A 13,080-nucleotide genomic window follows, 5' to 3' on the forward strand; every position below is an offset into this window, starting at 1 on the left:
TGGTTTCATCCTTTCTAAAATCACAAACGGAGTCATTTATCCTTGATCTTCTTGGATATGTTCAACCAATACAGAGGCATAGAACCGAGCTCCCTCTGGCGTTAGATGAACACCGTCATGATAAAACAAATCATTTTTGTTATCGCTGGCAGCATACCAATCGATAATTTTAACGTTCGGATAATCACGTGCGACATCCTTAAGAGCTTCGTTCACGGTATTTTGCCAGTTTTTCGGAACACGGGTCGTAACCAGATAAATTTTTTTCTCGCCTTGTAAAGCATCTAGCAGAGAACTCAAACTGGATTGATTAAATGCACCATTTGTACCTAGTGCAATCACGATCCGATCCCCTAGCTTGTCTTTTTCACGTAAATCTTCAATAACACTTTTGGCTTGAGACATTTGTCTGCCAACCTTTCCGTCAACGACAATTCCGGGTAGTATTTCTTCCAGAACGGAAGCAACGTTCAGAGCAAGAGAATCACCGATGACAGTAATTCCTTCTCCTTTTACCATAGGGGCGGGAATCTCTTCTGTATTGTCCGTGTTCGATTCCTGCTGGTTGTTTGAAGCGACTTCTTGCACGATGACTGGTTGCACTGACTCCGATCTGACCTTGGTCTCATTTGTGATCCAAGACTCGATTCGAAATAGGGCAAGAAGTGTAAAAGCCAAAATAATAGCAGGCTTGAACCAGTGATGACTCCGTATGAAGCGAAGCTGAGCTTTAACTCCCACTTTCCGGATCGGTTCTTCAATCCAAGTGTAGGAAAGCATCGATAGGATGAACGTGATGATTAACTGGATCATGATTTGTAAAAAGTTAAGTCTCTCATTTCCTGTCGGATGCATTAAAGTAATCACTGGATAGTGCCAAATATAGAGACTGTAGGATCGTTTACCTATCCAGGTTAGCGATTTGCATCCCAACAATTTGGCTAATCGGCTGGCTGGTTGCGCAAGAATGGCAATAACTATAGCGGAAATGATAGATAAATACAGAAAGCCGGAACGGTAAAGCGATTCATCGTATTCATTCGTTCGGTAGATTAGAATCAGAAGGATAATCAACCCCAGCCCACCAACACAATCAAGAAGCGTTCGAGCAATTGGTGAAATTCTTCTGTTTAACTTCCAACTTGGCCAACCTACCGCCAAGGCTGCTCCGATCAAGATAGCGAATGCCCGAGTATCTGTTCCGTAGTAGACTCTGCTAGGATCAGTTCCGGGCTCGTACATGACAGCCATAGCTATTGCAGATATGGAGGCCAACATAGCAATGAACACCATCAGCCTCCCTCTTCGTGGAGCGAACCTAATAGCCAGCAGTAGTACAACAGGCCAAACCAAGTAAAACTGCTCTTCAATCGAAAGGGACCAAAGATGTCCAATTGGCGAAGGTGGACCGAAGCTATCAAAGTAAGATACGTTGTGAAATATGAGGTACCAGTTATTCACGTAAAATACAGATGAAATAAAGTCTCCGCTCAAGGAAAGAAGTCTGGTGGGATCTGTCACGATGAGCCACATTGCAACAAACATAAGCATGCCGATCATGGCAGGCAACAATCTGCGGAGTCTCCTTACCCAGAAATTCCAGAGGAATATGTTTCTGTGCATTCTCCACTCCAAAAGAATTTGATCCGTAATCAGATAACCGGACAGTACGAAAAATATGCCTACGCCCAGCAACCCGCCCTGCGCCCACTTGAAATCAAAGTGATAAGCAATGACGGCTAGAACAGATATGGCTCTCAAGCCATCTATTCCAGGCATATAACGTTTAATGGTTTGGTTATTTTTCCCGTTCATTGTGTTCATCCCTTGTCTGTTTATGGGCTCTTGGTGCTCTTTAATCATGTGGTTTGGATGTCGCCAAAGTTTGATCAAGATGTAAACAAGTTGTAAACAAGTGCTAAGACAATAGAAAACCCCATCATTACGGGTAATCCGTAACAACGGGGTTTAAGGAAATGACATTATTTGAATTCAATGATAAATGAAGGTCCAGCTGCAAAGTCAACCTGTCCAGGTTCTGAATGCGTATAACTCTTTTCGTTTTGAATTAAGAGACGGCTACTATCTGTATTCCAATACATGGTTGTTGGTACAATGCCATGGTATACAGGTTCGTTAAACAAGATATTTTTCCCTTGCATTTTCCCTACATATACGACATCTTCATCACGCAATGAATACGCAATGAATTTCTTGTCTTGAGAGATTTCGAATATGGAGACTCTCTCCAAAATGATGGATAATTCGCTATTCCGCTGATCGTACTCATACAGCGTACCGTCCGTGCCAAGAAAAACAAATTGATCATTGCTGATCCAAGCAGGATTTTGTTCCCTGCCCATCTGTCGCACATATCTTTTCTCAATGGTTTTGTTATTTATTCTACCAAGCAGAACGTTCGTTTTGCCTGAATGCATGGATTCAAATAATACACTACGGCCGTCCTCCGAAACATTCATGCCTAGGAGCGTACCTCCTTCATCAATATCCTGAAATTCATAAACTTGTAACGTTCGGGACTCCATATTGTACAGCCGCAGACTGGCTCTGTCGCTACCAGAAGAGTCCAGCACGAGATAGCTCAAATATTTACCATTGTTAGACCAAGATACATCTTGGAGGAACTTGTCTTTAGTGTTAACTGTGTCAACCGTCGTTTCTTGACCATCAGCTAATGAAAGTATCTTAATGTTCACGTCTAAATTAGTGTTATACATCTCAGTAATATATTTACCATCAGGGGAAAGTATCGTTTGAGCATTATTCGTGCTCAATTCTTTGATATTGTCGCTCTGTTCAAATGGTGGATCTAAACGTGTTAATATCAAACGTTCAGGAATGCTGGCAGCCTTGTATAGACCAATGATCGAATGAGATGAGGACCACCCCAACCATTGTCCCGTGTACTCATCTGGCAATCTATATATTTTTTGAACCTGCACTGGACTTGAGCCTGGATGCTGAATATCTTCAGCTTCGTTGCCAGAAATAATAATCGTTTCACTTTGTTGTCCTGCACTACAACTCGTCAGCAGAAACAACATGAACAAAAGCGTCCAAGGCAATCTCTGCAAATAGTTCTTCATCACAACTGTTCTTCACCTCTGTCGCTTTTCAAACTGTCGAACTCTACAGTAACGACCGTATAGTTATTTTGACTGACAATAGAAATAGAGCCATTTAGTTCTTCAACTATGGACTTCACAATACTTAGCCCAAGACCAACGCTACCCGCTTCAGAATCTTTTGGGTGCGCCAAGTAAAATGGTTGGAACAGTCTGGAAAGTTCATCAGCGTCGATTGGATCACTCGGATTGCCAATGTATATACGTACCTTCCCTTCTTCTTGAACTCCTCTTACGGATATTTCAGCAAAAGCAAGACTGTATTTGATCGCATTATCCAGCAGATTAATAAAGAGTTGACGCATGCTATCGGTTTGAGCTAGTAGATATAATTCACTTTCAATGTTAACCACAATATTTTTTTTATATCGTTGAGCACGGATACTCATTGATTCACATACATCCCGAAGAATAGCTCCAACCTCAACGCTCTCCAGCTCGTGAACATGTTGACGTGACACTTCAAGCAGCTTAATTACCATGGCATGCAAACGCCTGCTCTCTTCGATAATGTGGGTCGTTCCTTTCTCAAAAAAGTCTCGATCCCGCTCTCCATTGGCCTTAATCAATTCGGCGTATCCTAATATTGAGGTTAAAGGGGTTTTAAGTTCATGCGTGATATTGTCGAAGAAAAGCTTCTCTTGCTTGTGTAATTCCCTAAGTTGGTCACGATCCTTCTCGATAATGCGAATTTGAAGACCAATTTGATTGATCATATCGTTAAAGTTTTCAGCCAAACGGCCAATTTCATCTTTTCGCTTGAAATGGATACGGACGTCCAGATTTCCATCCTTCACCTCGGATGAGGCTCTTGCAAGTTTTCCAAGAGGAAGAGTAACATGTCTGGATAAAATATAGGAAAACAAGAAAGCCACAGAGAAGATTGCCAAAGTGATGTAAAGGATAATCTCCAATATTCTCCCACTTTGCTGATAAAGCAAGGTAAAATCTTTATAGAAGCGCAAAATACCTACCTTGGAACCATCAATGACAACAGGGTATGAGAACAAAACGGATGTTTTATTGTCATTGTAATTGATGCTATACGCTGTCTTGCCTTCGATAGCCTCCTGTATATCATTTTCCTTTGCCTCCGAGAACAAGGATTGATCCGAAGCATACAGCAATTCACCATTAACCGTATAAACGCCAACACTATTTCCTGTAGAATGATTTAGTGTATTGCCTAGTTCCTCCGCCATTTCTCCGAAATATAGTTCATTATTTGAAAAATGGTTGATGAGGAACGCTTGACGGACATACACGTTACTGTTGTTTTTGAGTCCAACCAATTCGCTGGTAATGAGGTTTTGATTTCCTGTTCGAGTGAACTCCTTAACGGTTTGATTCAATACGACAAATGATAAAGAGAAAATTAACAGGAATCCAAGCAGAAATTTAGTGCTTATTTTGTTAACCATATCGTATCTACCCACCTGTTTTTTTGAACTTGTATCCGATTCCGAACACGGTGGTAATATAATCTGCAGCATCTAGCTTTTTACGAAGCCGTTGGATATGAGTGTCAACCGTACGAGTATCTCCTGCAAAATGATATCCCCATACCAAATCAAGCAACTCGGATCGTGTAAACGTTCTTCCTGGGTTCCGGGCCAGCGTAATGAGCAAATCGAACTCCTTAGGCGTGAGCTCAATGGAATTATTTTTGTGTTTGACGACTCGTTCTTCGGTATAGATTTCAATATCCTGAATATGAATCGTTGCTGTGGCTTCACTTGAATCGACAATCGATGCTTGCTCAACTCTGCGCAAGATGGTACGAATACGTGCGATCACCTCTCGAAGGTCAAAAGGCTTAGTGATATAATCATCTGCCCCAAATTCAAGACCCAGGACTTTGTCTGTAATATCCGATTTCGCGGTAATCATAAAGATAGGGATGTTATATTCCGAGGTTACTTTTTTACATATATCCAACCCACTCTGATCAGGCAGCATCCAATCCAGCAGTAATAAATCAGGTTGAAATAAACGTATTTCATTCAAGCCTGCTGCCCCATTTGTTGCAACTTTTGTTTGAAAGCCTTCCAAGGAGAGCCCATATGAAAGCAAGTCCGCAATGGGTGCTTCGTCTTCAATGATGAGAATTTTTGCATTATTCATTAGAATCCCCGTCTCTTATGTTACTCATGCCTATTCGTCCATGACATTGCATCTTATGTTAACGAGTTGTAGACAAATAATCAATTCAGAAGTTATATCAAATGTGTCTCCTTCTGAGTCATGAGCTCTCGTTACTTTCCGAAATTTGTAATATATGCATCTTGAGCTTCGGTTCCTCTCTTTACTACCGAAAGGTACCGATAACAAAAAAAGCCGCTAATTAGCGACTTTAATCATGATGTTCTTTTGTTCATAAAGATAGTTGTGTAAGTAATGGTCCGTTTATCGATTAGCCCATCTGTAGAAAACTAAAAATAACTGTCCCCACCTCCAAATCCCCCAATCCCTTACCCCACAAGGCTTCACCGCCATTTCCGAGATAAAAATTCGTGTCCCAAAAACGCTGAGAAAAGCCCTGAAAACTGGAAAGAAACTGGTTCAATTGTGAACGAAAACGACTAATAATTCATGTCCTTGAAGGGATAGAGAAGTGCCTGAGAAAAGCAAAGATCGGCATTTAAAACGCCTGGGTAAGAGCCTGGGAAATGCCTGAATTAACTACTTTCAATCCCCCAAAAGCCTTGAGTAGCCTGGGTTTCTGCTTGTTTATCTATTCGGGATTTGGATGAGAATTCCCTGCTGGGATGCTTTCAGGAATGAGAAAAAGACTGGAACAATGGTTGAGAAATAGCGGCAACCAGGTTCCAGCCTTTGGTGGTTTGGGGACAGTTAATTTTAGTAGGGACGGTAAAAATAAAATTGGACAGGAATTATTAGTTAGTTAAAAGGAAGTTACTAAGTGGTTTTGATTTCAGCATCTTAGCGATTTTGAGACTTTTCTTTCTTCAGAGCCCTTTGAAGGTAAGTATAGGAATCTTTGAAAATAGAAAATGTACTTGATTGTGATTCAATCGTCAACAAGAGCATAATTCCTTTGGTTCTTGAATACTCGGATACCTTTCTTATACGTTTTTACTTTTTTCTTTACTTCGTTTTCGCTGACTAAAAGTAACTGTCTTTCCTCAATCTATTTATTAACATTCACCTTGCAACACGATAAACTACCCTTTATCTAATATAAAAACACTGCTTCAGAAAATTGTTTTTTACATATGTAAAATTATTGTTTGACGCAGGTAAAACGAAGTGGTATCATCAAATCGAAAGGACGGGTGAAACATGACTAAACTTCTAATCTTTCAACAAAACTTAAAAAAAATTCGGATGGTTGCTGAAATTGAGCAACAAGAATTAGCTAATGTATTAGGCGTAACCAGGCAAACTATTAACAATATCGAAAATTTAAAAACAACACTAACACCAACGTATTACAGTACAATACTTTCTCACCTGAAAACTCTGGCGTTAAATGGTAACACCGCTATCGCCCCTTTTATTGAATATTTTCTACATATTGACCAAAAACAGAAAGGGTGGAGGGAATTATCAATGCATTACAAAGTAAACAGACTTATTCGTGAAATTCATCGAATAAAAGATGCTGGTTTAACGAAAAAAATATCCGAGGTTATTCAAGATGAAACGAAGCTCACAAAAAAGTATTACTCGTACATTATTAATCTATGGAATCAACTTGTAAAAACCTCATCAATGATAGTTTCCAATATTGATGAATTAGAAGACATAAGCCGCTACTATCTCAAACCGCTTATCGAGGATTTCATCAATTTTTCGAATCTCTATACTTATCGTGAAAACTATGTGCGTGCTATGCAGATTCATTTTCTTACCGAAGATATTCAAGCTTCCTACCGCCATCATGAATCATTTAAGGAATTCGGGATTTCAAATTATAGTGATCCCACAGATATGGAAAGGAAGCGGTATAAGCATTACAATCGGATTGACAACATGGACATATTAAATGCTATGAGAAGCAACCCGAAACATCCAGAAAACTATGTGTTTCCTATCTCAAACAGAATTTATTTGTACAAGTTAGCCGCAGGAGAACATAACGAGGAACATGTTAAGCACATTGAGGGACTATACGACCTTGCGAACAACCACGGGCATCTCAATTTACGTTTTCTAAAAAAATCCAGACAAAATTCCGCATTGTATACTGAGATCCTCTTAGAATTAATCGAGGAAATACTAACCGACTCTACTCAGATTGTGCTTACACAGTTTGGTAATTGGGTGCTTCAAAAAGATTTTAAATCATTTTCAGAATCATTAGAGGAAGATGAATACTCTTTCTTACTGGGTGATGACGATGGAGACTTTGAGGAGGAGGATGAGTTTGACTCAGATATTTGTCGAATTACCATACATCCCGACTACGAAACAGCTAAACGTACGGGAGCCTCTGGCTTCCAAGTAATATCCGTGTTTGGTTTTGATGACGATGACATTCGCATAAACTTGATCGAGAAACTTGACCAGAATTACATTTATCAATCTGCGGAACAGGTTCTCAAAGACTTGAAACTTGATTTCAAAACACAATATGAATTTGAATAACCGAAAGAGGTTAGGAATCACCCAGACCCCATATCTCTCAAAAATGTAATCGGCAATCTAATTTAGATCAGAGTCTAAATTACCTTTTAGCGAGCCGAGTGAAAATCGGGGACCAATTCCTGACTAACGCTCGGCATTCTCATCTCTCTAAGCGCACGTATGTTCCATGCCCTTTTGTAGACAAGCTCTTTAACTTAGAAGAGCAAATCAATAGATGTTCAGCGTCGATCAAGTTCATAAAGTAACAACGTCTCCTCACAATGAGCTCCCCTCTAATAAAGTAGGCGAAGAGGTCTTTAGCGACAATGAAGCGCACTATAAAAAAAGTTGTTGTTGTTCGTGAGACATTTGTTCATTTTGCAAGTTTTCCTGCTGATAACTGACGAGTATCATTCCTAAGCAGTATGCAAGATTCATAATTAATGTTATGAGGAATCAATTTATTAATCTATCTAAAATGAAATATTGATTACAGACAAAACGCCTAAACGGGATGAGACTCATTAAAAGGCACAGAAAATGATTCCTTTTAATTTGATGACCTAAACGCCTCATTTCACTAAATGGAATGATCTCGTCATGCCCCAAAGTGAATAAAAGTTATAAATAGAAAACACTTGCTCTTATTTGTTTAAAAGAGGAAGCAAGAGAAATCAAATCGTTGTGATTACAGCACGAAATACGGATTCTCTGACCAAACAAGATTTCAGTTCCTTGCCCTTCTACCTTGAAGTACTACATTCAAAAATTAGCCTTCTTTATCATAAGGAGGAGGTATTTACTTGGAGAAAATATTGAACGGAATTTCAATTTCAAGTCTATATGAGTCTGTAGCCAATATCCTCGGTGTATCAACTGCTGAGGTTATTTCGTTCATCCAATCTCAGCGTTATCGAGTGCGACATGAAGAAATTACAACGTACTGCGACAATTTAACACCTGACGTAATCTTCGATTATTTCCAAAAGACTCCCGATGACATCCAATTTGATGCAATTACCGTAAGCCATGTAGCTGCAATCATCGACGACCAATCTTTCTACCAACATGGAATATTAAGTCTCAAGGATCTGTTTCTCACCGAAACACCCTTTAAGTCATTTATGCTTGAATATGGAATCGAACCTGTTGTCCATGAAGGTGGATCTCTTCAACTTCTCCTGAATGGTGAGCCAAGATCATCAAATCATCTCGAGAGGCGGATGAGAAGTGACCGTTGTATCAATGGCTTCTTATTTGGCGACCGCCCTGAATCTGATCGAAATGTATCCGAAATGGTGAAATGCCCTGAATTTATCTCAGATATAAGCAGAGATATCCTCGGAAAACAAATACTTATTGAAGAATGGGTGAGACGGGCAAAACCATCGGTAATATGTCTTAGGGTGTTGCTAAGTGAACTGGATGAATCGTCTTATCCGTTTTCCACGGACGACCCAAAGCATAATCGATGCTACCTCTTATGCGAAGCAATAGAACGACTACTCTTTGCGGTAACAGATCACGATGCGGACATTCCAATGGTATACCTGAAAGAGAATGTGAGCATCGGAGCTGATCGCATTATTGAAATTCGAGAGACTACTACTTAACGTTGGCACGTTCTAATACGTCATAATCTAAGGAGCATAAATCATGGAAAATATACTGGACGGAACATCTCTTACCACGCAATTTGAATCTGCAAAAAACATTCTTGGCGTATCACATGCTGAATTTGTAGAGTTTCTCCAATCTCAGCGTTATCGAGTTAAGATGAAGGATGGTGGCTACTACTACGAGAATCTAAGTGTGGATGATATCCTGGAGTATTTCAATTTGGTTCCAGAAGACATCTATATAGATGCAGTCCTTATAAGCCATATTACTCCTATCATCGATAGAGAGTCTTTCTATCAATACGGAATGCTAAGTTTAAAAGAATTGTTCCGCTTGGATACCCCATTCAAATCTTTTATGCTTGAATTCGGAATTACACCTCTGGTGAACGAAAATGGACACCTTAAACTTCTGGTTAATGATGTTCCGAAATCTTCACCCTATTTGGATTATCGTATGAATCGTGACCGTCGTATTAATGGTTTCATGTTCAACGAAAAAGCCGAAGAAGACAATAATATTGAAGAAATGCTTAAATGTCCAGAGTTTATTTCTAAAGTCAGTGATGAGCTTGTTGATGCGTGGGCTGAACGTTCGAGACCTTCTGTTATTACATTCAAAGCCTTCATCAATGAAATCGATGTTTCGACGATTTCATTGGAGGATCATACAAATATTCACACCTACTTTTTACATCAACTTGTTGAAAGACTCCTTTTCGTAATTTCCCACTATGCAGACCCTCGGAATCCGATGATTTATCTAAATGAATCCGTAAATATTGATGCGAAACGTATTATTGGTATTCGAGACGTTATCATCTAACATAAACTACTAATTAATTACATTTAAAAGATTAGGTCTTCTTTATAGGAGGAGTATCTCTTGGTCAGCTAAAGAGTAACAACAGAAAGATCTTCAAAAACCAGCGATGCAATGTTAAAGCGAGGGAAAGCCTCGCTTTTTTACGTAAGACCGAACAACCTTCTGAGGATTTTCATTCCTTTTAGTGCTTTTGAGGTTGCCTCCCCCGTGATTTAGTATTTTCACTTTAAAAATCTGCTGAAATCACTAATAAAATTTGTAATATAAAAAAGCCTTAGATTTAAGAATGGCAAGCTATCATACTTTTTTTTAACAAACACACTCAGGTAAGTGTGTCTTCTATGGAATCTGAATAATACAAAATTATCTTGATTGAATAAATCAATAATTTCAATAAAGGAACATGAAGACTACAAACTATTTTGTAATATACTTTAGCAAGCCCTCTCCTTGCAATGTTAAAAAACATGATTTCTACCATTTTGATTAATTGAAATAAGTCCGTCCGTTTGTGTGTAACTCTCGAATCACCAGCTCAACAAAATGCAATGAAGTTGATGTATAATTTTCAAAAGAAGGCTTTCTGCTATAATCAACTATGAAATCTATATACCAATCATTCTGTTGTGCATGACCCTGTACATGTCTCCCCCACCTGTCGTAACGATTTGTGTAGGCCAATTCATATTATCCTTTAGGATTAAAAGTGAATGTAATGACAAGTTATCCAATAGTTCCAGATAAAAGGAATGCTCGGAGAAATTCGCTTTAAAATCACTTGAAATCACTTCATCTAATAGGCTTACCAAAAGATCAAACATTTCCTTCGTTGGAGAAGCAGTTTCAGTTATCCTCTTTGCTTTGTTATACAGTACAGTCTTGTATTAATACCCTCAATTATTATGCCGATGAAATAGAATATCCCATAGTTAAGGAGACTTGGTCATAATTAGTATATTTCAGAAATTAAAAAGCTTATTGCGTAAGAAGGATGAGTTTTATGGTACCGATAAGCAAAATTCGTTACTATCCCAAATCAATGATAGATTGGAGGGCTTCAATCCGTTTTATAAACCTAAAATTGATTTTCCTCACATAACTTTTGGTATCGAGATAGAGTTTAAAGTGGATGAATCAAAAGTAAATGATTTACTTGAGTCACTTTTAAAAAATAAACTGTGTTATGAACAGCAAGTGTTAGAAAGAGATCGAGCAAAATCAGTAGATGGTTGGAAACTTAGCAAAGAAACAAATGGGGCTTATGAAATAATATCTCCTGTACTACAAGACTTAGAAGTGCATTGGTCACAAATATCATTCATTTGTAAGAGACTAAATGACATTGGAGCTATTACGGATGAAGATTGCGCTTTTCATGTTCACATTGGAAGTAAAGCGTTTTCTCAAGGAAGGCACTGGATAAATTTAAGAAATATATATCGCAATATGGAACCCCTCACCTATTTACTTTCTGCTGGAACAAATGAATCAATTCCTAAAAAAAGAATCGAACATTATGCAGTGCCGTTAATTATCGCAGACAAATCATTATATCGTAGGGTTTACTCTATTAACGAGGTACTAACAAAAATAGAAAATGATGAAGATAAAGATTATATTCTTACAAGTCTATATGCTGGGAGATTTGTAGGGCTTAATTTAAGCAACCTTTCTAAAAAATCTAAAACTATTGAATTTCGAACGTTCAACAGCACCTTTGATCCTGCTCTCATTCAAACTTATATAGTATATGTTGCATCTATAATTAATAAAGCGGTTGATGAGAACTTTGAACTCGACAAAAACTTTAATGCAATTAATTATGAGATTTCAAAATCGACAGGATCTAAAGTTCGACTTAATCCTTTATACATTTTGAATTGCTTAGCTGCTATAATAATGGATTCAATTATAAAAAATAGTTTACTCTGGTACATGAAACAAAATAATTTTGAGATTCCCTTGTATGTTTACGATGTAATTCAAGGAAAACTGAGCGATGAAAAGAGAAAACAATTACTTTAACTCATCCCCCGCCCCAGACTGAATCAGTCTGGGTTATTTAAAATGAATAATTCCATGATGTTCAAGTAAACAACTTGTGGCTTGCTTTCATTGATTTCACTTGCAATAGAGTAATTTCAGTTCGTTTCTCAGCTAACATCCGAATGCAATCTCAAATGTTTCGAAATTGTTTCATATTAGGCAAAGCGATACTATACTTTGCATTCAGATCATTTATTCCTTGAAGAGTTTCAGCCAGAACACTTCGCATTCATTGTGCTTAAAGAACCTATTCGTTGCCTCTGTGATCAACATCTCTGTTCTTCTTGTCGTATCAATTAAGGTCATTACTCTCCATCTCATTTATAATTTCAATCACAACTCATTTTTCATTATAGAAAATTTTATTTTCTGAGTAAGTAATTAGAGTAATGTGACATGGTTATTATCAGTCTTATCCAAACATTCAATGACCTGATCCCTTAATCTTCGTGGCTCATCACATAATCTTTCCAGGAAACCTTTTCTGAACCTCTACGTAACAACTGTCGCATACAATTATATTCCTTTCACCCATTCCAATAAATTTTGCCCTAACGTTGCACGTCGCGTCCTCTTTCACTTCGCTTGGCATGAAACTATCACTACAGACTGAACATGTACCCTGAATCTTCATGTAACACTCCAAACACAGAGATCCAACATCATTCATCATGTGATTAAAAAGTATCTCAACTTGATTAGAACAAAACATACAGCATTTCATTTTCCTTATCCTCCAATTTTTCTCGAAAACGCAAAAAGACCGCAATATCCCCTAATAAAAGGAGATTTGCGGTGATTCCGACAAATCCGAACATTCTAATTATTAATAGTATACTCCATGTAGCACATT

Annotated in this window: 9 protein-coding genes; 5 read left to right on the forward strand and 4 right to left on the reverse strand. The window is 38.2% G+C overall.

Annotation, left to right across the window (positions count from 1 at the left end):
- Window positions 1–36: 36 nt before the first annotated feature.
- The 4 genes from NYE45_RS24875 to NYE45_RS24890 form a co-directional block, all read right to left on the reverse strand.
- Window positions 37–1,815 carry an acyltransferase family protein gene (locus tag NYE45_RS24875; RefSeq protein ID WP_340014419.1) on the reverse strand — a complete coding sequence of 593 codons (1,779 nt, stop codon included), beginning with the start codon at window positions 1,813–1,815 and terminating at the stop codon, window positions 37–39.
- Window positions 1,816–1,982: 167 nt separating this feature from the next.
- Complete coding sequence (locus NYE45_RS24880; protein WP_340014420.1) at window positions 1,983–3,065, reverse strand: hypothetical protein; 1,083 nt, start codon at window positions 3,063–3,065, stop codon at window positions 1,983–1,985.
- A 41-nt stretch (window positions 3,066–3,106) separates the two neighbouring features.
- Window positions 3,107–4,567: a HAMP domain-containing sensor histidine kinase gene (locus NYE45_RS24885; protein ID WP_340014421.1), complete on the reverse strand. Its 1,461-nt coding sequence runs from the start codon at window positions 4,565–4,567 to the stop codon at window positions 3,107–3,109.
- Between the two features lie 7 nt (window positions 4,568–4,574).
- Window positions 4,575–5,270 carry a response regulator transcription factor gene (locus NYE45_RS24890; RefSeq protein ID WP_340014422.1) on the reverse strand — a complete coding sequence of 232 codons (696 nt, stop codon included), beginning with the start codon at window positions 5,268–5,270 and terminating at the stop codon, window positions 4,575–4,577.
- Window positions 5,271–5,926: 656 nt separating this feature from the next.
- On the opposite strand from NYE45_RS24890, the gene NYE45_RS24895 reads away from it, so the two are divergent.
- The 5 genes from NYE45_RS24895 to NYE45_RS24915 all read left to right on the forward strand — a co-directional run bounded on the left by NYE45_RS24895 (window position 5,927) and on the right by NYE45_RS24915 (window position 12,206).
- Complete coding sequence (locus NYE45_RS24895; RefSeq protein WP_340014423.1) at window positions 5,927–6,055, forward strand: hypothetical protein; 129 nt, start codon at window positions 5,927–5,929, stop codon at window positions 6,053–6,055.
- Between the two features lie 394 nt (window positions 6,056–6,449).
- Window positions 6,450–7,757 carry a helix-turn-helix domain-containing protein gene (locus NYE45_RS24900; RefSeq protein WP_340014424.1) on the forward strand — a complete coding sequence of 436 codons (1,308 nt, stop codon included), beginning with the start codon at window positions 6,450–6,452 and terminating at the stop codon, window positions 7,755–7,757.
- A 782-nt stretch (window positions 7,758–8,539) separates the two neighbouring features.
- Window positions 8,540–9,349 (forward strand): hypothetical protein, encoded by an 810-nt coding sequence (locus NYE45_RS24905; RefSeq protein WP_340014425.1) that lies wholly within the window; start codon window positions 8,540–8,542, stop codon window positions 9,347–9,349.
- A gap of 43 nt (window positions 9,350–9,392) precedes the next feature.
- Window positions 9,393–10,181 carry a hypothetical protein gene (locus NYE45_RS24910; protein ID WP_340014426.1) on the forward strand — a complete coding sequence of 263 codons (789 nt, stop codon included), beginning with the start codon at window positions 9,393–9,395 and terminating at the stop codon, window positions 10,179–10,181.
- Window positions 10,182–11,120: 939 nt separating this feature from the next.
- Window positions 11,121–12,206, forward strand: a complete 1,086-nt coding sequence (locus NYE45_RS24915; protein WP_340014427.1) for an amidoligase family protein — start codon at window positions 11,121–11,123, stop codon at window positions 12,204–12,206.
- The last annotated feature ends 874 nt before the right edge of the window (window positions 12,207–13,080 follow it).

Origin of the sequence: Paenibacillus sp. FSL K6-1318, from assembly GCF_037976905.1 — a bacterium.
Classification (GTDB): Bacteria; Bacillota; Bacilli; order Paenibacillales; family Paenibacillaceae; genus Paenibacillus; species Paenibacillus amylolyticus_A.

What these genes read in the sequence shown, in the direction of transcription:
- NYE45_RS24900 (WP_340014424.1), top strand. Translation starts at nt 6,450, where the DNA reads ATGACTAAACTTCTAATCTTTCAACAAAACTTAAAAAAAATTCGGATG.
- NYE45_RS24910 (WP_340014426.1), top strand. Translation starts at nt 9,393, where the DNA reads ATGGAAAATATACTGGACGGAACATCTCTTACCACGCAATTTGAATCT.
- NYE45_RS24890 (WP_340014422.1), bottom strand. Translation starts at nt 5,270, where the DNA reads ATGAATAATGCAAAAATTCTCATCATTGAAGACGAAGCACCCATTGCG.
- NYE45_RS24895 (WP_340014423.1), top strand. Translation starts at nt 5,927, where the DNA reads ATGAGAAAAAGACTGGAACAATGGTTGAGAAATAGCGGCAACCAGGTT.
- NYE45_RS24885 (WP_340014421.1), bottom strand. Translation starts at nt 4,567, where the DNA reads ATGGTTAACAAAATAAGCACTAAATTTCTGCTTGGATTCCTGTTAATT.
- NYE45_RS24875 (WP_340014419.1), bottom strand. Translation starts at nt 1,815, where the DNA reads ATGAACGGGAAAAATAACCAAACCATTAAACGTTATATGCCTGGAATA.
- NYE45_RS24880 (WP_340014420.1), bottom strand. Translation starts at nt 3,065, where the DNA reads ATGTTGTTTCTGCTGACGAGTTGTAGTGCAGGACAACAAAGTGAAACG.